Here is a 22,024-nt window from a genome sequence, read left to right as displayed (position 1 = left end):
TCTTTTCAGAAGGAGCTTTTATGGATAACTACAGAAGAGGTTCACATTCAGTTTACCTGCTTACCTATCATATCATTTTTGTCACTAAATACAGGAAAAAAGTGATAACCGATGAGATGGGGGATTTCATGGAAAATCACGCGGCTTATCTGTGTGGAAGGATGAACTGCGATATGCTTTCTGCTGAGACTGATGAGGATCATATACACATGCTTATTTCCATGCCTCCTGATGTTGCTCCGGTAAAACTGATCAACACCTTAAAGTCCCAGCTCTCTAAAGAAGTCAGGATCAAATACCGTGAACATATAGAAAAATTTCTGTGGGGAGATGCTCTTTTCTGGAGCAGGAGCTATTTTTGCGCCACAACCGGATCAGTTTCACTTGAAACAGTGAAAAAATATATAGAAAGCCAGCGCACGGATGACCACAAAAGAAAATATGAAAAAACAGGGAGATACAGCAAAGTAAAGCGCTGAGGGTCAGCGATCCATCCCCCACCGACTATGTCGGAAGGAGTTTTCTCGCTGATACATCATAATAAAGGGCTGTTTTATGAAATCGATATAAAAAGTTTTGTGGGGAAAATATTATGTATAGAAAAAAATTAAAATCACTTGCGGGTATAGCTTTGTTCATGCTATCAGCATTAATTTTCACCGGATCTGCAAAAGTAAATGCTGCCGGAATGCAGGAGAAGAATATTGAAAAAGCGATCCCGGGTAACGGGAAGCACTTTGTCCAATATAACGGACACATTTATTTCAGAATTCCAAGCGAAGATGCAATGAAATTATCAGCAATTTGGGGCGATTATGAAGATATCGAGGAAGATAGTACAGGGTCTATCGTAGCTATGGATACTGATACATTGGAGACTGAAATTCTCTTCGAAGATATGTCACGAGGACCTATCGTTATATCCGGGGACCGTATGATTCTAAGTACAAATCAAACCAGCGGAAATGATAACGTTTATTCGGTCGCATTTGACGGATCTGATTCAAAAGACCTTCCCGGAACGTATATTTATGGTACGCAGCCTTCAGGAAAATATTTTGTTACGGGTGGTTTTGGCTCTAAAGATCATAAATTGCATTTTTATATCTGTGATGAAGATGGTGATTATAAAGAAGCTGTTTCTTCAGATAGACTATATGATTATGCCGGATTGGGTGAATCACAGCTGTTTTGTGTAACAAAGGAAGATGAAGATTCCGGAAGCCTCTCAGGATTCGACTTAGTGACAGGTGAAGAAACAGTTTACGGAAAACTTCCCGAGGTTTTGGAAAAGCAAACTGCCTCCTGTGTCGTAAGACGCATTGGGGAAGAAAACGGATATGTTTACTTGCGGCTATCTGCTTATAAAGGTTCCACAAATATCTATGCCGGTTCAAAATATGTAAGAGCAAAGTGCTGCGAAGCAGACAGCCTCGAAGAAGTCACTCCTTCAGGAACTGCCTCAAATAATGAGCGCTTTGCGTCTCCAGTAATGGTAAAAAACGGAGAGCTTCTTTACGTTGATGGAACACCAAATACGGCATCGCTTGATGCTGAAGGATATGTCGGTTTTTATGATGAAGATGGGATATTTACAAAAGTAGCTTCCGGCTATGAAACGGCCTCTGATGATGAAACAGATACAAGAATGGCGGCCGGAGTAATTGAAGCCGTTGATGGTTATATATATGTTATTCAGAACAAAGAGTGCCATGTTCCGAAAGATGATATTAACCTTCGATATGCATATAAGAGGTTGGAAACGTGGTTTATTCGTATTGATGAAAAAAACGGCGAGAGTGAAACCATCTATCAAATGTATAAAGACTTGCAAAAATTCATCACGGAATGCAATAACGTTATAAGGATAAAGTAAAAACCATTAAAGGAGCACATGCATATGCCAGAAGGATACAGTAAAAAGATTGTGCGCTATTCTTTTATCCCCTATAATTTATAGGAGAGTATCTGATATGTAATTTTCAACTATTTTCAGAGGGGATGATTAGCTGATGAATATCAGGCCGACGGCGCACTATAGCTTAATACAGGGGCTGTTCTGGGGAAGCTTTGCAGCTTTATTTGGGTTTTCCAGTGTTTATCTTCTGGCGAAGGGATTTAGCAACACTCAGATAGGCTATCTCATGGCGGCAAGCGGAGCGGCTTCAGCACTTTTTCAGCCGATAGCCGGTTCTATTGCAGACAGAAGCAAAAAGCTCATTTTGCACCACTTTCTTATAGTGCTTTCAATACTTGCTATAGCCCTATGTGGTGCTATGCTGGGGGTTGGAAACGGCATCATCAAAGTCGCAATATTCTATTGTTTACTGTCTACCGCATTACAGGTGATGACACCTCTTCTATATTCGCTCGGCATGTATTTTATTGAGCACGGAATTAGTATCAATTTTGGGATATGCAGGGGAATCGGTTCCATAACATATGCTATGGTAGCAGCTTTCCTGGGAATATTGATAGAAAGGCTTGATGAAAATGCTGTTATTATCTCTGTTATCGTAATCTATGTGTTTTTCATATTGGCTGTTGCCACTTTTCATTTCAGGGGAGTATCAGAGCAGAAGAATAGTATGCCGGAAGAGAGCTCCCATGAAGGCAAATCTCTGATTGATTTTATAACAAAAAATCGGCAATTTACGTTTATTCTCATCGGAAATATCTTTGTTTTCATAAGTCATACCATCATCGGAAACTATATGTATCAAATTGTGACTTATCGCGGATATTCCAGCAAGGAGATGGGGGTTGCTGTTTCTCTTGCTGCAACCTGTGAACTTCCGACACTGTTCCTATTATCCCGGATAAATAAGAAGATTTCCTCGGGAAATCTTTTGCGAATATCAGTGATCTTTATGTTCCTGAAGAATCTATTCCTGTTTTTTGCAACGAATATTGCGTTTATCTATTTTTCCATGTCCTTGCAGCTTCTTGGTTACGGGCTCTTTGCGGGAATAAGCGTCATTTACGTCAATGAGATTGTGGACTCTCATAACAAGACTATGGGACAGTCTCTCATGAACATGACTGTAACAATGGGAGGCCTGATAGGGAGCCTTTTAGGTGGAAAATTGCTTGATATGATAAATGTCCCGGGAATGCTCCTGGTATCAGGAATCACGGCGCTAATTGGTGCTATGATTGTGTGTGCATTCTCTGAAAAGGGCAGAAGCAACGTAAATTAGAAGTGCTTAGAAAGCATTCCCTTTTAACCATGTATCTTTTGAAAGGAGCTTATTAGCAGCATCTCTGCCGGCATTGTAAACCCGGTCAAGTTCCTGTGGATCTTTCTCGAGAGGCTTTATATTGAGCGGCTCCTTCGGCCTTATCACCAGAACCTTTCCTTCTTTTTCGCGCTCACGTACATACTTTTTCTCTTCGTTGTACATAATATATCTGTTTTCGATTGCCTCTATGAATTTAGGATAATGCCTGTAGACGCGCTTTATGAGCCACATGAAATCCTGCTTTTTCTTTACATATTCATAGGGCTGTGTCTCCACTACAAGTATGTGGTCAAAACCCTGATCTTCCATGAACTTAAGCGGGATGGAGTCGGCAGTTCCTCCATCGAGATACTTTTTACCATCTATCTCTACAATTCTCGAAGCGAGAGGCATAGAAGCAGAGGCCTGGATCCATCTGATATCTTCGGTAAGTCCGTCATAACACTTGTGATATGCGGCCTCACCGGTTTCTACGTCTGTTGCAACCACATAGAATTCCATCGGATTTTCCGTGAAGGTCTTATCATCCCACAGATCCAGCTTAAAGGGCAGTTCATTGTAGCAAAAATCGACTCCGAAAAGATTTCCGGTTTTTATCCAGGACGAAATGCTCTTATAGCGCTTATCTGCCGCATATTTCTTGTTGTATCGTAAAGGTCTGCCTATCTGTTTGGACTTTATATTGCAGCCAAAAGTGGCACCGGCGGATACTCCGATACCTCCGTCAAAGTTTATTCCATTTTCCAAAAGAACATCTATAACTCCGCAGGTAAAGAGCCCTCTGAGAGCTCCGCCCTCCATCACAATCCCGGTTTTCATGATTTTGTTCCGCTCCTCTTCTTGTTTTTTGGTGAATCAACATTCATAGTAGCATATCAAAAAAGCCGGTTTCAATAAAAACAGCCCCGCCCTGTATGGGCTGAGCTGTATATTTTTACACTATTTAGTTAACCGCTGTTCCGTTTACGTACAATGTATATCCATTGCTTACTATGTTGGAAACATCTCCATCGAAGGAAGTGATGTATGTATCTGCTGTGAGAATCCAGGTGCTGTTATCATCAAGACTTACATTGACCTCACCGACCTCTGTTGAAACAGTGTCGCCCTTACAGTTTGTAATTTCTCCGCTGATAGTACCTGTAAATTCTGAGCCCTCTGTAAGATTGAGTGTGAGAGTGGAATTGTCACCTACGAGGATCGTTCCTTCAATGGTCTGATTTTCTGCATTTAAAATCGCAACATTGTCAGCTCCGCTCCAACCGTCATCGCAGACAGAGAGCAGGATGTTTTCGGAATCCTTATTGGTTATCTTTACATTGTTTAAATTGATTACTGCGTTAGTGTTTGTCACATGGAACACGTGACCATTTTCACTTGTAAGGCTGCCGCCTGTCATGTCAAAAGTTGAGGTTCCGCTGTTTGCATCACCTGACATAGACTGATAAATCATGATTGAGTCATAAAATGTGGCATTGCTGTTAGTCTGTGTGTTATTTGCTGTCATATCGCAGTTTTCGAGGGTGATAGAGTTCATACCTTCAATACATACTGCTTCCGAGAGGTTGGATACTAGTGTTGCATTTGAAACAGTAATGTCGGCTGTTGAGTAGATTGAGGGTGAACCGAGACCGTTAGTTGTATAGGTTCCGCCATCAACAGTAACTGTTCCGCCGCCGCGGTCAGTGCGGATTGCAGCTGATGACTGTCCGCTGGTTTCAACTGTGAGGTTTGAAGCCTTTGTAACTCCGCCACCTGTTGTCATGATACCGCCTGAGCCATTTCCTGTAGTTGTAATTGTTGAATCCGAGATGATAACAGTTGTTCCGTCGCCTTCAGCGCCGTTCTGGCCACCATTTCCACCATATGAAAATACGCCGTTTGCACCATCTGCATCAGATGTTATTGTAGCGCCAGTTATTGTTGTGGTGGATCCGTCTTTTACCAGAACAGCTGCGTTAAGTCCATAGAAATTGCAGTTGTCTCCACCGTCAGAATCACCGGTCTTACTCACTGTTGCATCCGAGATGGCCACATCATCGGAGGTTGATATTAGAAGAGCGCTTTCGTCAGCGATCGTGCTTTCATAGGTCTGTCCATCCTGTGAGTCGCTGCTTGTGATGGCGGTGGCTCCTGAGTAATCAATGTCCGCGCTGCTCATTCCGCCGCCTCCAAATCCACCTCCGGGCGCGCCATCGGGTTTTTCGCCACTCGGGGGTTCACCGGGAGCTTCTCCATCGGGCTTCTCACCACTTGGGGGCTCGCCGGGAGCTTCTCCTTCAGGTGCTTCTCCTTCAGGCTTTTCGGGCACTTCACCTTCAGCTTTTTCCGGAGCATCACTCTCAGGTATATCAGATGTGTTCTCATCTATTGTTTCGGTTTCTTCAGTCTGCAACTGTTCTGTCGCTTCAATAGCAACCTCTTCCGCAGCTGTGCCGGCAGTCGCCGCGTTCTGTCCGCAAGCGGATAATGTCATACATATAAGTGCTATGGATACGTAAGGAATAAGCTTCTTTACTTCGATTCTTTTCATCGTTTTTCTCCTTGTTTCAAAAAGGTGTTTTGTGTTTCCTGACAAGCGAAGAATATCACCCCAACCTAAAACGAGACTTAATACAAAGTGAACAATTTGTGTTTTCATCGTTCAAAAAAAGATGTCGATAGGGTATACTTTTTCTCTGTAAGATTTGTTATATGAAAGTAGAAATACAATGTTTAGGTTTTTAGATGAACGAATTGAATATGGAAATTGGTTTGAAAAGATGCTTGCTATACTGGCCTATGGTGTTCTTGCTGCCGGCTATTTGGTCGCGTCCATTTTTATTACATGCTGTATCATCATTAAACTGGAGGCCTTATTTCCGTCAGAAGATGCAGCAATATACACCGGCATAGTTATTGCAACAAGTATATTCCTGGCGCCTTTGCTAATCAGCCTCTATCGTGATTCCCGCCAATTAGACAAACTGACGTCCACATCAACAAAAGATCCTCATATAATATCCGAATACAGCAGAATTCCTCATTTTTCAAAAATGCTCGGAGAGGCCCAATCGGAAGACCTGATTGAAAGAGAGACCTTCAGTAAAAGAGAGTATTTTCCGACAAGGAAATAAACCGAACAGCTGAGGCCATCCACCGCAAAGATGTTCCGCTTTCACGATACCTTGATTTCAAGGAATATAAGAACGAATATTGCGTATGTAATGGTGTTGAACTTCTGAGAGTCCTTGGGAATCCCAAGAATATAGAGGGCATCGACTTTCTGTTTGACTGCCTCTGTGATGTTGATGAGGCATATTTTCCTATGGCTGTGGATGTTTTAAAGAAATATCCGCGAAGTGAAACCTCTAAGAAAATAGAAGAGAATGCAAAAATAGCCTATGAGAGCGGTAACGTTCTAAAGCTTGCCGGAATCATCTATCTTGCAAAGGTGCTAGAATACGACAGCGATTATTTGAAGCAGCTAAAAGAACAGCAGGAGCAGAGCGAAGCTGTAAAAGCAGCTGAGGAAAAGGCGGAGAATACGGTCAATACTTTCGAACTTGATGACCAGGCGCTGTTTGGCAGCGAAGAGGTGCAGGTATTTAGTCCCGGCAGCTATCAGACCCGCATATAAGATAAGCTTATGCTTAGCTATAAGGTTCATGTCTTTTACAAGTCTCTATGCGGCAGTGCATAATAGCCATAACAAAAAGAACAATACTTCTTGCAAAACACGGAGGATGACGTTATGGCTAAGATTACAAAGAGTTTAGAGGAACTTGTAGGAAACACACCATTATTTGAGCCTGTAAGGTATGAAAAGAAAAATGATTTGGGAGCAAGCATCCTTGTTAAGCTTGAATGGTTCAACGCTTCAGGCAGCATAAAGGCAAGAGCAGCGCTCAACATGCTTATAGAAGCTGAAAAAGAAGGAAAGATCAAACCCGGAGATACAATTGTTGAAGCTACAAGCGGAAATACAGGAATTGCACTTGCAACTTTTGCAGCTGCCAGAGGATATAAGTTCAAGGCTTTTCTTGAAAACGGATCATCCCAGGAGAGATTCGATATATTAAAGGCGTATGGCGCTGAGCCTGCACTGCAGTCAGATATTCCAAGCATAAAAGAACTGATGGATAATGATGCTCTTTCTATAGATGGAATCATCGAAGGCGTTCGTAATTATAGCGAAGAGCACGGCTACTATTTCATAAATCAGATGGAAAATGAGCATAATCCCGAAGCTCATTACAGAACCACCGGCCCTGAAATCTGGGAGCAGGCAGATGGTAAGGTCGATATTTACGTTGCCATGGTTGGTACAGGCGGAACCTTACTTGGCACATCCAAATATCTAAAGGAAAAGAACCCGGATCTTAAAATAGTCGGTGTTCAGGCAGATGAAGCATCCAGAATTGGCGCAAACAGTGGACAGGACGCAATAGACGGCGTTGCACCGTTTTCAAATGTTCCTGAGAGATTTACAACCCGTTCATGCTTGAGTCTTCCGACAAATACGACGAAGTTATAGAGGTTTCATCGGTAACGGCATCTGAAACTGCGAAAGAACTTTTAAGCACGGATGGCCTGTTCCTCGGATCTTCTGCAGCAGGAGCTTTCACAGCTGCAAGACAGCTCGCGGAAAGACCGGAGAATAAGGGGAAAAACATTGTTGTTATAGCACCTGACGACGGAACCAAGTATATGTCACTTAACCTTTACAAGTAATCGTAATAAGCGGGAGTTACAGACATGAGACCAAGGCTAAGAACATTAAGCGGAACAGAGAACATAGCAGAAGCTGATTATCTTCAGGCAAGTCTTGAGATATATGATTTTATAGAAGCGAACAGAATAGATGGTGATCTCGGAATTTCTTACAGAATCAATCCCGGATCAGCCGTAGACTACACCGGCGGCCCTGTCCATGGGCAATATAGTCTGTATTCGGGCTCTGCGGGAACAGGTATCTTTCTTTTAAGGCTTTATGAAGTAACCGGTGATAAAAAGTATTTGGAAGAGGTATCCCGGATACTTGATGAACTGACCAACAATGTCTCCGGCAGCGATTTTTATCTGGAAAAATTGGAAAGTGCACCGGGGAGTTCTCTCCCTATAACAGGCTGGCATACAGGAGTTTATTCAGGCCCCGCCGGAGCAGGTGTATTATCACTTTCATATTATCAGCATGAAAAAGATGCAAAATATCTTAGTTTTGCCGAAAGACTTGGCAGAGATATCCTGGCCGCAAGTAAAAGTGATGAGAATGGAAAATATCTGACAGAAGATACTGATGTCTTCAGTGACGGCGGTTTTGTACTCTACTTTATTTCTCTGTATCGTGCCGGCGGCAACCCGGAATTCCTTGAAACTGCAAGGGATTATGCCGCTCATATAGCAAAAAGCGCATCAGATGATGGCGAAGGCGGTCTTTATTTTAAGGCAAATGAGATTGGAAAAGTAGGAATGCCGGAAGGCAGTATTTATCCGGGTTTTGCTCACGGAACATCCGGTATTGGTTTCATATTTGCAACTCTTTATGAAGTTGATGGTAAGGACTGGGAACTCGAGACAGCAGAGAAAACCGCGAAGTTTCTTGAAAAAATAGCAGATGATTTTGATGGCGCGAGACTAATACCCTATATCTACGGCGGCGAGAATTCAGATGATTATAAGGGAAAATACTACATCGGCTTTTGCCATGGACCTGCAGGAACATCCCTGCTCTTTAAGAAGTTACATGTAATAACCGGCAATTCGCACTATTTTGATGTATATAAATCTCTCGCAGAAGGAATTATAAAGGCTGGTGCTCCGGAATATAATTCATGGGGACTTTGGAACAGTTACTGCGCTTGCTGCGGTGTCCCCGGGCTTATCGAGTATTTCACGGATGTTTATGAGACAACCGGAGAAGAGAAGTACCTGGACGTAGCCAGGAGAAGTGCAGCGAGAACTATTGCTGACTCCTTTGAAGGAAAAACGGGTAGATGCTTCTACGGCTATTGGGACAGGACTAATCCTTTTGATGTTCAGACATATACAGGCTTGTACATTGGCGCTGCCGGAGCAGGAGCAAACCTCCTAAGACTATATGGGCATCTTCAGGGGAAAGCTGTTACTCCTTTGTGGGAGTATAGTTATTAAGTAATTCCGGACAGTGTCGCCGGGAAACCGGATAATGAAAGAATTTTCACTTTATTCATGGCATTTGTCATGGTCTATGCAATGATCTGCTACAATATTTCCCTTAATGTGGGCGGCATGCAGAATTTCATATTCCTTGCAGCATTTAAGGAAATGCTTATCATGTGGCCCATAGCAGTAGTGGTAGAACTGCTTTTCGTCGGAAAACTCGCCCAAAAGCTTGCATTTAGATTCGTTACTCCCGGTAAAGATCCGATGATCATGATAATCCTTGCCATCTCAGCTATGTCAGTATGTCTGATGTGCCCGCTAATGAGTTTCGTCGCTACAATCCTTTTCAAGGACGCAGGCACTGAATTCGTTGCAGTATGGCTCCAGACCACAGCTATGAACTTCCCCATGGCACTTTGCTGGCAGATATTCTTTGCCGGTCCGCTTGTCCGCAATGTGTTTGGATTCTTTGTGAAAAGATTTGCAGGGAATGGCGGAATGGAAGCTGTCCGTGTGATAAAAATGTGATATATGCACTGATATCATTCCTCATCCAGACAATATTCTGCTTCAAGCTTGCAAAAGCTTTTGGAAAAGGCTTCTTCATGGGTCTGGTTCTGATGTTTACTGCAGGACTTGGCAGGGTAATCCTTGGATTTGGCAGATCAAGATATGTAGGAAGCATGGCTTGAGAAAACTGAACACGGACTAAAAACAACAGCTAAATGGGGTATCCAAATAGCCATAATGGACGTAAAAAACAACAGAATTCAAAACCGCCAGATTTTCGCAACAGAGAATCCGGCGGTTTTTTATAAACATTCCAAAATGTTGTCTCATCAACATTTTGGAAACAATTAACAGAGATGAGCATGCTTCTGATATAATATTCAGTAATGACAAAAGCGAGTAAATAAATGCATATTTTCAGGACTTTGGTACCCTTTTTTGTCTTGTTTTATCGGTATTTGAAGAGCAAAAGTAAATGAGAATGCCATACTGACGATTTGGTACCCATGATTTCTCAAAACACGGGTACCAATTTGTTAAAAACCGGTTCTCATTTACAAATAGTCATAGTAAGGCACGAAAAAGTGGCCTAAATGGATACCAAAATGCCTAAAAAGCCTTCTCATTTACAAATCTACCGGAGGAACTAATTATGTCACAAACGCTGATAAAAGCGATAATATTCATCACACTTGCGCTGATTCTATACACTGTCGGAGTGTGGTCGGAGAGGATCGGAAAGAAATTAAAACCGATCCATTTATTCTTTTTCTGGGCAGGCTTGTTATGCGACGGAATAGGAACGCATCTTATGACTAAGCTCACATCAACTGCAGATGCAGCAGCTGTCAGCCTTCATGGAATAACAGGCGCTATCGCAATTGTTCTTATGCTGATCCATGCAATATGGGCTACGGTTGTTCTTGTTAAGAAAGATGAAAAGAGCATGCATACATTTCACCGTTTCAGCCTGTTTGTGTGGGTTGTGTGGCTTATTCCCTATATACTGGGAATGGTTATGGGTAATAGTCGGTCAAATAGCGGGCAGGAAGGAACGAAGTCAAATATGGATATAACAAATGTAGAAATCGTTACATCTGTAAGGAAAACAGGACAATATCCCGAAAAATTTGTTATCACAATGTCTGAACCGGCCACCGCATCTTTAAATGCCGCGGATTTCCATATGGAAGGCCATGCTGACAAGTGGCAGGATACATCACTGCATGAATTTGCTTGTGATTTTGAAAATGCAGAAGTAGTGGACCGCACTATAACGCTTATTCCGAAAGATTTTCCGGAGAAATTCTTCTATGTAAAGGATTTTACTGTTACCTGCAACTCTGATTCGAACCTCTCATTTACCTACGAGGACGTGCAGAACGTGGTAACTCCTGTCGCAGACAGTTTTACAACTACAAACATGGAAGATGATGCCGGTTTTGAATATCATCTGTTTACGCCAGAAACTACTGAAAATATGCCCATTGTCATTGTTTTCCATGGATTCGGAGATACCGATAATCTGCTGACATACAGAACAGCGGTGGAATGGGCTGAGCCGGAAAACCAGAAGGTACGTCCCTGCTACGTCCTCGCCCCGGTGATAAAGGATGAACGCTATTATGAGGCTACAACAAGAGGCGCAGCTTTAGATAAAGTAAAAGCCCTCGTTGATACGATGGTATCCGAGGGAAAAGTTGATCCGTCAAGGATATACGTGATGGGCAATTCTTTCGGCGGCCTTTCTACGATCGAGTTCTGTGAGAAATATCCGGATTACGTAGCAGGTGCTATTGCATTATGCCCGGCACTTAACTATGGTCCCGCCGCTTCCACGAACCTGGAAAAAATGAAGGATGTCCCAATATGGTTTGCACAGGCAGAACATGATGGCACAATACCCATTACGGAGAGCAGAAATGCCTATAAGAAGCTTACCGATCTTGGTGCCACGGATGTACATTTTACGGAATATACCGACGATGAGATGAACGCCGCAGGCGCAGAAGCATCGAACGATTCGACCTATAGCTACCATCATGTGGAGCTTGCCGTTATGGAGGATGACGCATACCAGGAATGGCTATTTGATCACAAACGATAATCTAGTGAAAACCAACAGGAGAAAACTATGAACCTTTCAATCGCGTTTTTGCAGCTCCTTCCTGAAGGAAGCCTTGAAGAAAACCTGAAAAAAGGAATCGCAGCATGCCGACAGGCGAAGGAAAAAGGCGCAGACATTGCAATTTTTCCCGAAATGTGGAGCTGCGGATACAATTTTTTCCATGATGCTGACAGTATCCGGGAATGCGCCATTTCTTATGATAGCTCGTTTGTGAACCGGTTTTCGGAGCTCGCAGCAGAGCTTGATTTAGATATGCTGCGGGATTATCGCCTCCGTGAAGTGTGGGGTCACAAACACAGGCGACCTGAATTATATGGCATAATTGCAGAAGAATAACAACGTTCGCTAATACCGTCTACATCTTGATTTTTTCGCAGTCCTTTTACAGGGCTGCGTATTTTTTTGCGTTTTTAAGAAAACGATTCGTTGACAGTTAACGAACGTTAGAATATAATTGGTAACGATAGTTAGAAAAGCAATCCGTGAAGAAGCCGATAAACAGTGGAGAAAGCGAGGCTATATGCCAAGAACAAACGCTAAAGAGCCTTTAATAAAAGCAGCAAGAGATCTGTTTTCTGTAAAAGGATATGATGGAACAAGCGTAGATGAAATAGCAGAATCCATCGGTATAAAAGGCCCGACAATATATAAATACTTCAAGAATAAAGAGGATCTTCTGAAAGCCGTGATAAACACTGCGGAAGATGAATATAAGAAAGGTATGGGGATAAGCAGTAATCTGGCGGATATGATCAATTCCGGAGCGGAACTCAAGGTATACGTTTTGAAAACGCTGCATTTTACCCTGAAAAATGACACCGCCAAAAAGATGCGAAAGCTCATTACGATGGAGCAGTATAGAAATTCTACATTTGCAAAGCAGACTACCATGCATCAACTCACATATCTTCAGGATATTTATACATCAATTTTCCAAAAAATGATGGAGCGTGGGCAGATGGTGAAAGGAGATGCTGCCATAATTGCCCTTGAATTCGTATCGCCCATCACGATTATGGTCCAATTGATTGATAGGGAGCCCAGAAAAAAGAAGGAAGCTCTTCAAACTATTGAAAAGCATATAGATATTTTCTTAGAAAGATACAATTTCAAATGAAATGAGGAGGATAGATATGAAAACACTTGTTATTTACACATCACAGACAGGATTTACAAAAAGGTACGCCGAGTGGCTTGCAGACAGAGTAGGCGCGGATCTTCTAGATCTTAAGGACGCGCAGAAAAAGAGTGCGGAATATTTTGATAACTATGATGCGATCTGCTACGGAGGATGGGCCATGGCAGAGAAGGTTGTGAAGTCAAAGTGGTTCCTGGAGAAGGCAGTAAATTGGAAGAATAAGTGCCTTGCTATGTTTTGCGTAGGTGGCACTCCGAATGGAGATCATATGGTGGATTTGCTTCTTCAGAATGCACTCACTGATGAGCAGAGAGAGTATATCAGGGTATTCTACTGCCAAGGCGGCATGAACTACGAAAAGATGAAGGCTCCGACCAGAATTACAATGAAGATGTTTGTATCTTCTCTTAGGAATAAAAAGGACCTGCCTGAAGATAAAAAGATAATGTTTGACAGGATGGCTACATCCTATGACATATCAGATATCAGGTATATAGAGCCTATCGCGGCCTATCTTAGCGGAATGGACGAGGAAAAAGCTGTTTAAACGTCAGTCAATCGACTAATGTGTGAAAAATACGGGGAGATTTTTATGGAAAAAGGTAAGGGATTAAGAGTCCTTGACGGAACAATGCTTAAGATCATAGCGATGATCAGCATGGTCTTTGATCATGTAGGAGACATGTTTTTACCGGGTGTGATGTGGCCAAGAATGATCGGACGTCTTGCAATGCCGCTTTTTGCATTTTGCATTGCTGAAGGCTACATTCATACAAGAGATAAGAAGAAATATATCCTGAGACTCGGCATTTTTGCTTTGATAAGTGAAATCCCGTTTGATCTTGCCTTTGATGGAAAAATAGGGCTTGGTCACCAAAACATCATGCTGACGTTCTTTTTGTCAGTGCTTGCGCTGAAACTCTTTGACATAATCCGTGGAGAAGTTAAAGAAGATACCGGAAAGTATAGTGTGGTAAAAAGTATTTGCGGAACACTTGTTATTATTGTAACAGCCTTTATTGCACTATTAGTCAAAGCAGATTATACAGTTTTTGCTATAATCTCTGTCTTTTTGTTCTATGTATTCAAGAATTCAAAGCATTTTCTCAGAACCGGTGCGGGCGTGGCATTTCTTGCACTCACAAGGACTATGGGATATTACTGTACCACCGGACTCAGTATTATACCTCTGCTTCTTTATAACGGAAAAAGAGGGAAAGGGCTTAAATGGCTATTCTATGCCTTTTATCCGGGACATCTACTTATCCTTTATTTGATAAAAATGGCAAAGTTCTGATAATTAGGAGGATCTGTTAAATGAAAAATGTATGGGAGGCGGATGAAAAATGATTGATATAAGAGTTGCAACAAAAAATGATATTGAGAGCATGATGAGCAGTCGCCTTGAAATGCTTAAGGTAGTGAATAATCTGTCAGAAGATTACGAGTTTTCTGATGAAATGATAAATGAAAGTCGTGATTACTTTTTGAATGGCGATCATATAACTGTTCTTGCACTAGATGGAGACATTGTTATTGGCTGTGCGTCCATGAGCTTCATCAGGATAATGCCAACATTTTATCATCTAACCGGAAAACGGGCGCACCTTATGAATGTATACACAAGAAACGAATATCGTAGGCAGGGTATTGCTCAAAAGATGGTTGAGCTACTGATCGAGAAAACATGGGAAAAGGGTGCTACCGAAATAAGTCTTGATGCAACCGAATTAGGACGTCCTCTCTATGAGAAAATAGGATTTACCGATTCAACAGAATGCATGGTTTTGACAAAAATCTAAAAAGGTGTTGACTCTGACGTAACGTTATAGTTTAAGCTATTGTTACACGTGAAGGAGATGAACGCTATGAAGACAGTAAATGAAGTAAGTAAACTGACAGGAGTGAGTATACGCACCTTGCAGTATTACGATCAGATAGGACTCTTAAAGCCAGCAGAATATACGGAGTCGGGCTACAGACTGTATGACGATGCAGCTCTGGAAAAATTGCAGCAGATTTTACTGTTCAAGGAGCTGGAGTTTCCGCTTAAGGATATAAAAGACATTATAAACAGATCTGATTTTGACAAAACAAAGGCATTGGAGCAGCAGATCGAGCTCCTGGAGCTTAAGAAGGAGCATATTGAAAATCTGCTTAACCTCTGTAAGTACCTTAAAGTGAGAGGAGTGAGAAAATTGGATTTTACAGCATTTGACAGTAGTAAGCTTGACGAATACGCAAGAAAAGCAAAGGAACAGTGGGGCCAGACTCCGGCATATAAGGAATATGCAGAAAAGAGCAAGAACTGGACAAAAGAATATGAAAGTGGCCTTATGGCCGATTTTACCAAGCTTTTTGAGGAATTCGGAACCATGAAGGAGATGGATCCTGCATCTAAAGAGGTCCAGAGCCAGGTTAAGAGAGTACAGGATTTCATTACCGAAAATATGTATACCTGCACTAATGATATATTATATGGTCTCGGAACCGGTTATGTAGGCGGCGGAGAACTTACAGAAAATATAGAAAAAATGGGTGGTAAGGGGACTGCCGAGTTTATTTTCCGGGCTATAAAGATTTATTGCGGCAGACCCGACTAAGAGGTATGAAATTCGGAGGGGGTATATGAGAAAAAATACAGTATTATCTTGCTGGATTATATTTGCAATCCTGATATTTGTGCATGGATTCGAAGCCATCACACTTAGAATGGACGAGACTGTTTTTGGTGAAAACTTCATCAATAAGGTGTTTGGGATTCTCGTCATTTTCATAGTGCTTAAAGCTCTAAATTGGAAATGGTCTGATATAGGATTTGCCAAAATCGGATTTATAAAACATGCAGGAATGGGATTGCTGATTGCATTATGCTCATTTGTAATCTCATACAGCGCGGAGATCCTGATCCTTAAAAGCCGGGGACATGATATCGGATTCGGAATTTTCACAACAGGATTTTCTCTGACCGGGGAAGCCGCCATCCATACCGGTATCGGCTTTATACTGTTGTGTGTTTTCTTCAACATCATAAATGTGATCATGGAAGAGGGTACATTTAGGGGGCTTTTCTATCATATTACCGCTACGGACCATTCTCCAAAGTATGCCCTGATTTTTCAGGCATTTTTATTTGGAGTATGGCATATCGTAACACCGCTCCATAATCTGATTGATGGTGATATTAATGTAGGTTCATTCGTAGCACTTGGAATAGGATACATCATTCTTGCCGGAATGATGGGCATCAAGTGGGAACTGCTCTATCGCATGACCGGCAGTCTTTACGCCGGAATGGCTGACCATTTTTTCAACAACTGTATTGCGACCAATCTGCTTCATGTAACTACTGAAAGCGGAGTCGATGAGATGATGATCATCCGCGTGGTGATCGCACAACTACTATCATTTACAATCACCCTGCTGGTTTGGATGAAAAGGGAAAAGAAAGAGTACGGACAATGGAATAGGCAGGAAGAAGTGACCTGACAAATCTTCGCAAACGAGGAAATGTACGATTTTCAATACTCATCCATAATATACTTGTGAGCAGGAGGAAGAAAGCATGGAATGGATCGAAGCATTACAAAAAGCTATCACGTATATGGAGGAGCATCTTCTCGAGGAGATCAACTATGAAGACGTAGCGAAGCAGGTGCACACGTCGAGCTACGAGTTTCACAGGGCTTTCAGTTTCGTGACAGGCTTAACGGCCAACGCATATATCCGTAACCGCCGATTGTCTCTGGCGGGGAAAGAGCTTGTAGAGACCGATGCGAAGATCACTGATCTGGCAATGAAGTATGGCTACGAAACACCGGAAAGCTTTACTAAGGCTTTCACAAGGTTTCACGGTGTCGCGCCAAAAACAGCCAGAGAAGAAGCCGGCAAACTGACGCTTTTTAATCCGCTTACAATTACATTATCTGTGAAAGGTGGTAAGAGTATGGATTATCGTATCGTTCAAACAAAAGAGAAGAAGTTTATCGCACTGGTAAGGGAGTTCAGTAACGGAATTATTAACGACGAGGCCAACCACGAAGTGGCGGATTTCTGGGGAGAATGCAACAGCAAGAATATGCTGTCGCCGATCTGGATGCTGAGAGAGGATGGAAAGCGCGATCTCTACGGTCTTTGCAGTCCGACTACAGAAGGAAAGGACACCTTTGAGTACGGTATCGGCATCATCATCGACGAGGATACTGCGCAGTTCGATCAGGCAGATCTGGAGAAAAAAGGCTTCCGCATCTGGGATGTCAATCCCGGGACTTATGTAGTATTTGAATGTGTGGGTGAAGATGGCGACTGCATCGCCAAGACCTGGGTGAAGTTCTATAAGGAGTTTCTGCCGCAGCTGGGCTACGAGGCTTCCGAAGAGACTGACTACGAGCTTTACTTTGATGGGACCAGGCCGGATATATTCTGCGAACTGTGGATTCCGATCAAGAAAAAATAAAAAACAGCCTCTTGAAGAACAATTAAAATAAGGCATTGATTTATTTGGCCGTATAGAGTATAGTTTTTATTGCAACGGAAAACGTTTTCCATAACAAGAGGAGCGAATATGAATTTAGGTGCAATATATCACAGAATGTCCGAACAATACTGCTATAGCCTTGATGAAAACCAGCTGATTATCAACATAAAAACAGGCTATGATGTTGATAAGATTTTCATATACCACGGAGATCCGTACGATGCGGGAATAATGGGCGGAAAAGAGCGCTGGAACGGCAAGAAGGAAGAAATATTTTTCAAGAAAAGATTGAAGGACCACATCTGGTGGACGACAACGCTTTGCCCCGAGCACAAGAGATGTAAGTACTATTTTGAGCTTCACTCGGGCGATGAATATGTATATTTCTTCGAGGATGGTTTCTACAGCGAGGAGGAGATGAATCAGGAGGGCAAGATTCTTTCGTATTTCATCATGCCCTGGATGAATCCTGCAGATGTCTGCAAGACTCCCGCATGGGTAAACGATACCGTGTGGTATCAGATTTTTCCCGAGAGATTCTGCAACGGCGATAAGAGCATAGACCCTGAGAATGTGATGGAATGGCAGACCGGCGAGGTCGGGATGCACGACTACTACGGCGGCGACATCAGGGGCATACGCGATAAAATCCCTTACCTCAAGGATCTTGGAATTACCGGACTTTATCTTAATCCTATATTTGAGGCGCACAGCAATCATAAATATAACACCCGTGATTATAAGAAGGTTGATCCGCATTTCGGAACCAACGAAGACTTAAAGAACCTGGTGAAAGAGGCTCATGACGCAGGAATCAGAGTCATGCTTGATGCGGTATTTAATCATACCGGAAGCGACCATCCCATGTGGCTTGACGTCCTGGAAAACGGACAGCAGTCAAAGTATGCGGACTGGTACATGGTAAATAAATGGCCTGTGGAGCAGGGACGCGACACCAGAGACGGAAGATATTTTTCCTTTGCCTTTGCTGAATACATGCCAAAGCTCAACACCAATAATCCTGAGGTTCAGGATTATCTGCTGGATATCATCAGATTCTGGATTGATGAATTTGATATTGACGGGCTGCGGTTCGATGTAGGCAATGAGATATCTCATTCCTTCCTCAAAGCGGTGCGCTACATGACAAAGCGTATGAAGGACGATTTTTATCTGCTCGGGGAAATATGGCACGATTCCATGTCATGGCTCCAGGGAGATGAGTACGACTCGGTGATGAATTATCCGCTTTCCACAGCGATAGCTGATTTCTGGGTTTATAAAAACAGAGGCCGTGAGACCTTTGAATATGACATAAACAGATGCTTTACCATGTATTATTCCCAGGTAAATGACGTCCTTTTCAATCTTCTGGATTCGCATGACACCAACAGACTCTTTGAGAAGGCAGAGAAAAATGTAGACATTTTCTATCAGCAGCTTGCGGTACTTTTCACAATGCCCGGAAGCCCCTGTATCTATTACGGCACTGAGGTGATCATGGATGGTTCCTATGATCCCGACTGTCGCAGATGCATGCCCTGGGATGAGATAGACTCAGGGAAAAAGGATGCCGAGCTCTCAGAGATGAAAACGCTTATAAACATGAGAAAATCTCTGCAATCCTGTAAGAGCAGGAATTTCCATTTTCCTAATGATGTTGCTGACGAAAGGGTAATATCATATCTGAAAATCGGTGATAATGAGAGCCTTCAGGTATACTTAAACTGCGGAGAGTCAGATGCCGTCATAAATTTCGGTGATAATACTGAGGTTGTATATAGCCGTAAGTGGAATAATACCGATGAATGCAGCGGAATTCTTGGAGAAAAGGGCATTTTGATTTTGAAATCCTGAAACTATGCATGAAACAAGTGTAGCCATATTTGCACTATCTGTAGTGAAATATGGAAAAGTGCTCAGCGCTCCTCTATGATTTAATTATGGAGGAACGCTGCATATGAGCACACAAAGAATCACAGCCATATTGGCTATCTTTTTAATAACGGCCGTTTTCTTACGAAGCATCTCACAGGCCGCAAATCCCAATGACATAGAGGATCTTATAAAGCAATATCAGCAGGAGACAAAATGCAATCACGTAAGCGTTGTAGTTTATAACCACGGCGATGTCTCATATTATGGTGATAGCGAAGGGCTATACCAGATAGGTTCCATGACAAAAGCTTTTACCGGGCTCGCCATTTCAAAGCTGATAACAGAACGCGTCATTGATGAAAATGGCGTAATTTCTGACTATATCCCTGGATTCGAGGGTTACTTTGACTCCAGGAAAGTTAATATTACTGTAAGGAATCTGCTTGAGCAGAAGAGCGGATTTACAAATAATGAAAAAGAATACCCGAGTGCTGCGGCGACGGAGACCCTTGCAGAGTGGGCTGACAGAATCTCGGGGAGTGAGTTAAACAGCATACCCGGAGCCGAGTATGCTTATTCCAATGTGAATTACAATCTTCTGGGACTCGTCATAGAAAATGTATCCGGAATGCCCTATCGTGATTACATTGAGCAGAATATCCTTTTGCCGCTTGGGCTGAAAAACACATATGTCGGAATGCCTTATAGCGGCAGAATCGTTGAAGGGACAAGGCTCGGATACCGCCATGCGTTCGATTTTCACATGGCTGTGAAGGAAGCGAGCATACCTGCAGGATATTTCTATTCAAACACTGAGGACATGGGCAGATGGATTGAAATTTGCACTGGAAACAGCGACATCCCGGAAGATTTTAAGGAATCTTTTTCAAAAATCAAAGAGCAGCTCAAAGCGGAAGGAGACTATTATTCGGGCTGGGAACTTTTCGCTGATGGTGTGACAGGTCATTCAGGAGGCACCCCGAATTATTCTTCAAGGATTGCGTTTGATGATAAGAAGCAGATAGGTGTATGTGTTCTTTCCAACCTGAATGTAGCGGCCACTACGGACAGTCTGTGCAACAATATTTTTGATATTTTATCAGGGAGAGATCCGGGAGCACTGACCAAAGACATCTGGACGATTTTTGATATTGTCTTTTCAGCCGTGACAGCTGTTGGCGCTTTTCTTTTTGGGGCTATTTTCATCACAAAAAGGCGATCACTTCTCCTCGGATGTGATACGATACTAATAGTTCTTCTTGCATTAGTTCTAATACTGTTTCCAATAATTTTCGGTGCCGGAATGAAAGAAATTGTGTTTACATGGGCACCCTGGAGCCTGGCGGGAGGTATCCTTACTGTCGCCGGAGATATCGTTTGTGCCACTATAAAATTGCTGACAGGAAAAAGGTATGCAGATCATAACAAGACAGGTAAAGGATAAACCGCTTACGGTCACAATTGAATACCCTGAACGCACGGATTTTGTCACTTCTCTGGTTCGCAGGATAAGCAGCATGGATACAAGCTTTTCAGCAAGCATAGATGGACGACGGGTGAAGATCCGTCTGGCAGATGTATACTACATTGAGAACGTAGAGCGAAAGCTGTTCCTTTATACTGCAAAAGAAGTGTATCGCCTTGATTCTTCCATGTCGGAGATGCTATCCATAACTGAAGATACAGGTCTTGTCAGAATATCGAGAACCTGCATTATGAACACGGATCACTTGAAAGAAATCCGGCAGGTCAGGAATAGTCATCTTGAGGCAGTGCTTGATAATGATGAGATGCTGATTGTTTCCAGGAAATACTTGAAGGATATAAAGAGGGTTTTCCAAAAATGAAGAGTATAAAGATAATTCTGAGGGATACTTGTATATTAGCGGCGTTGATGATTTTGTCCGTATTCGCTATTTCCATAATATGGTCAGGAATTACAGAAGAGATAGGGCTTGTCCTCAAGCTGTTCGGCCTGGCTTTAATTATCGTAGTCGTAAATTACCTGATTGACGAGTATCTTTCTTTATCTATGGCAATGTATTATGTAGTAAAATATTTTGCGATAACAGCCTTAGTGATGCTTTTCGGATTTATAGCAGGATGGTTCTATCCAACTAATTTCTGGATGGCATTTGTCTACGTCGGAGTAGTGCTGATATTGGCATACTCAATTGATAGTTTCAAGGTGAAAAAAGATATAGAATTCATAAATGGTAAGATTAGTGACAGAGGGCAGCGAGGGCTGTAGATGTATGTTTTGGGTGAGTAAAAGACATGGAATTTAGAAAACTAACAGCTTCAGATTTAGCATCACTACATTGTTATAAAGCAATTTTACAGAGCGCCAAAGCCCGAACCGACGCCCATAGGTTTTATGAGCATAAAGGCTTCAACGGAGAGTCAAAAAAAGCCTTCGATATGCGACTGGAGTAAGGGGCTATGCCTTTTGAGATAATAGCTATTCTTTGCGTGGCCAGATATTAGATGATCAGACGTCAATAAACCTATTATTTGTATATTCCCTG

General features: G+C 42.4%; 25 protein-coding genes. 23 read left to right on the top strand and 2 right to left on the bottom strand.

Annotation, left to right across the window (positions count from 1 at the left end; genetic code table 11):
• The 3 genes from tnpA to BLR42_RS13375 form a co-directional block, all read left to right on the top strand.
• Positions 1 to 479: IS200/IS605 family transposase (tnpA, locus tag BLR42_RS13385; RefSeq protein ID WP_207648545.1), on the top strand; the 479-nt coding region annotated here is incomplete at its 5' end.
• A gap of 113 nt (positions 480 to 592) precedes the next feature.
• Complete coding sequence (locus BLR42_RS13380; protein WP_091870065.1) at positions 593 to 1,876, top strand: hypothetical protein; 1,284 nt, start codon at positions 593 to 595, stop codon at positions 1,874 to 1,876.
• A gap of 136 nt (positions 1,877 to 2,012) precedes the next feature.
• On the top strand, positions 2,013 to 3,200 hold the full coding sequence (locus BLR42_RS13375) for an MFS transporter (RefSeq protein ID WP_091870062.1): 1,188 nt from the start codon (positions 2,013 to 2,015) through the stop codon (positions 3,198 to 3,200).
• Positions 3,201 to 3,206: 6 nt separating this feature from the next.
• On the opposite strand, the gene BLR42_RS13370 is transcribed toward BLR42_RS13375, so the two are convergent.
• Positions 3,207 to 4,061 carry a patatin-like phospholipase family protein gene (locus BLR42_RS13370; RefSeq protein WP_091870059.1) on the bottom strand — a complete coding sequence of 285 codons (855 nt, stop codon included), beginning with the start codon at positions 4,059 to 4,061 and terminating at the stop codon, positions 3,207 to 3,209.
• 124 nt (positions 4,062 to 4,185) lie between these two features.
• The gene (locus BLR42_RS13365) at positions 4,186 to 5,775 is read right to left on the bottom strand and encodes an autotransporter outer membrane beta-barrel domain-containing protein (RefSeq protein WP_091870056.1); all 1,590 of its coding nucleotides are present in this window, start codon (positions 5,773 to 5,775) and stop codon (positions 4,186 to 4,188) included.
• 178 nt (positions 5,776 to 5,953) lie between these two features.
• On the opposite strand from BLR42_RS13365, the gene BLR42_RS13360 reads away from it, so the two are divergent.
• The 20 genes from BLR42_RS13360 to BLR42_RS13275 all read left to right on the top strand — a co-directional run bounded on the left by BLR42_RS13360 (position 5,954) and on the right by BLR42_RS13275 (position 21,747).
• On the top strand, positions 5,954 to 6,358 hold the full coding sequence (locus BLR42_RS13360; RefSeq protein WP_091870053.1) for a hypothetical protein: 405 nt from the start codon (positions 5,954 to 5,956) through the stop codon (positions 6,356 to 6,358).
• A 191-nt stretch (positions 6,359 to 6,549) separates the two neighbouring features.
• The gene (locus BLR42_RS13355) at positions 6,550 to 6,861 is read left to right on the top strand and encodes a hypothetical protein (RefSeq protein WP_091870050.1); all 312 of its coding nucleotides are present in this window, start codon (positions 6,550 to 6,552) and stop codon (positions 6,859 to 6,861) included.
• A 114-nt stretch (positions 6,862 to 6,975) separates the two neighbouring features.
• Complete coding sequence (locus BLR42_RS13350) at positions 6,976 to 7,758, top strand: PLP-dependent cysteine synthase family protein (protein ID WP_242879328.1); 783 nt, start codon at positions 6,976 to 6,978, stop codon at positions 7,756 to 7,758.
• Positions 7,722 to 7,955, top strand: a complete 234-nt coding sequence (locus tag BLR42_RS23580) for a PALP domain-containing protein (protein ID WP_242879326.1) — start codon at positions 7,722 to 7,724, stop codon at positions 7,953 to 7,955. Before BLR42_RS13350 ends, BLR42_RS23580 begins: the two co-directional genes overlap by 37 nt.
• Positions 7,956 to 7,979: 24 nt before the next feature.
• A complete protein-coding gene (locus BLR42_RS13345) occupies positions 7,980 to 9,374 on the top strand; it encodes a lanthionine synthetase LanC family protein (protein WP_091870047.1) in 1,395 nt (464 codons plus the stop codon).
• Positions 9,375 to 9,431: 57 nt separating this feature from the next.
• A complete protein-coding gene (locus BLR42_RS13340) occupies positions 9,432 to 9,893 on the top strand; it encodes a DUF2798 domain-containing protein (RefSeq protein ID WP_091870042.1) in 462 nt (153 codons plus the stop codon).
• Positions 9,890 to 10,057: a DUF5684 domain-containing protein gene (locus BLR42_RS22795; protein ID WP_170832772.1), complete on the top strand. Its 168-nt coding sequence runs from the start codon at positions 9,890 to 9,892 to the stop codon at positions 10,055 to 10,057. The genes BLR42_RS13340 and BLR42_RS22795 overlap by 4 nt, the downstream gene beginning before the upstream one ends.
• A gap of 470 nt (positions 10,058 to 10,527) precedes the next feature.
• Complete coding sequence (locus tag BLR42_RS23950) at positions 10,528 to 11,982, top strand: HsmA family protein (protein WP_091870038.1); 1,455 nt, start codon at positions 10,528 to 10,530, stop codon at positions 11,980 to 11,982.
• 27 nt (positions 11,983 to 12,009) lie between these two features.
• The gene (locus BLR42_RS13330; RefSeq protein ID WP_091870035.1) at positions 12,010 to 12,339 is read left to right on the top strand and encodes a nitrilase-related carbon-nitrogen hydrolase; all 330 of its coding nucleotides are present in this window, start codon (positions 12,010 to 12,012) and stop codon (positions 12,337 to 12,339) included.
• A gap of 184 nt (positions 12,340 to 12,523) precedes the next feature.
• A complete protein-coding gene (locus BLR42_RS13325; RefSeq protein ID WP_091870032.1) occupies positions 12,524 to 13,120 on the top strand; it encodes a TetR/AcrR family transcriptional regulator in 597 nt (198 codons plus the stop codon).
• 16 nt (positions 13,121 to 13,136) lie between these two features.
• Complete coding sequence (locus BLR42_RS13320; RefSeq protein ID WP_091870029.1) at positions 13,137 to 13,688, top strand: flavodoxin domain-containing protein; 552 nt, start codon at positions 13,137 to 13,139, stop codon at positions 13,686 to 13,688.
• 45 nt (positions 13,689 to 13,733) lie between these two features.
• Positions 13,734 to 14,438 (top strand): TraX family protein, encoded by a 705-nt coding sequence (locus BLR42_RS13315; protein WP_170832771.1) that lies wholly within the window; start codon positions 13,734 to 13,736, stop codon positions 14,436 to 14,438.
• A 49-nt stretch (positions 14,439 to 14,487) separates the two neighbouring features.
• Complete coding sequence (locus tag BLR42_RS13310) at positions 14,488 to 14,943, top strand: GNAT family N-acetyltransferase (protein ID WP_091870024.1); 456 nt, start codon at positions 14,488 to 14,490, stop codon at positions 14,941 to 14,943.
• A 66-nt stretch (positions 14,944 to 15,009) separates the two neighbouring features.
• A complete protein-coding gene (locus BLR42_RS13305; protein WP_091870021.1) occupies positions 15,010 to 15,744 on the top strand; it encodes a MerR family transcriptional regulator in 735 nt (244 codons plus the stop codon).
• 25 nt (positions 15,745 to 15,769) lie between these two features.
• Positions 15,770 to 16,630 carry a CPBP family intramembrane glutamic endopeptidase gene (locus tag BLR42_RS13300; protein ID WP_091870018.1) on the top strand — a complete coding sequence of 287 codons (861 nt, stop codon included), beginning with the start codon at positions 15,770 to 15,772 and terminating at the stop codon, positions 16,628 to 16,630.
• A 76-nt stretch (positions 16,631 to 16,706) separates the two neighbouring features.
• Positions 16,707 to 17,597, top strand: coding sequence for an AraC family transcriptional regulator (locus BLR42_RS13295; protein WP_091870016.1), 891 nt, complete (start codon positions 16,707 to 16,709; stop codon positions 17,595 to 17,597).
• 108 nt (positions 17,598 to 17,705) lie between these two features.
• Positions 17,706 to 19,475, top strand: coding sequence for a glycoside hydrolase family 13 protein (locus tag BLR42_RS13290; protein WP_091870013.1), 1,770 nt, complete (start codon positions 17,706 to 17,708; stop codon positions 19,473 to 19,475).
• Positions 19,476 to 19,578: 103 nt separating this feature from the next.
• A complete protein-coding gene (locus tag BLR42_RS13285; protein ID WP_091870010.1) occupies positions 19,579 to 20,940 on the top strand; it encodes a serine hydrolase domain-containing protein in 1,362 nt (453 codons plus the stop codon).
• A complete protein-coding gene (locus BLR42_RS13280; RefSeq protein WP_091870007.1) occupies positions 20,909 to 21,343 on the top strand; it encodes a LytTR family DNA-binding domain-containing protein in 435 nt (144 codons plus the stop codon). Before BLR42_RS13285 ends, BLR42_RS13280 begins: the two co-directional genes overlap by 32 nt.
• A complete protein-coding gene (locus BLR42_RS13275) occupies positions 21,340 to 21,747 on the top strand; it encodes a hypothetical protein (RefSeq protein WP_091870004.1) in 408 nt (135 codons plus the stop codon). The genes BLR42_RS13280 and BLR42_RS13275 overlap by 4 nt, the downstream gene beginning before the upstream one ends.
• Positions 21,748 to 22,024: the final 277 nt, after the last annotated feature.

Source organism: Butyrivibrio sp. INlla16 (assembly GCF_900104155.1).
In the GTDB taxonomy this organism is placed as follows: Bacteria; Bacillota; Clostridia; order Lachnospirales; family Lachnospiraceae; genus Butyrivibrio.
The sequence above is the reverse complement of the archived record's forward strand: the minus strand, read 5'-3'. Positions and strand labels throughout refer to the sequence as shown.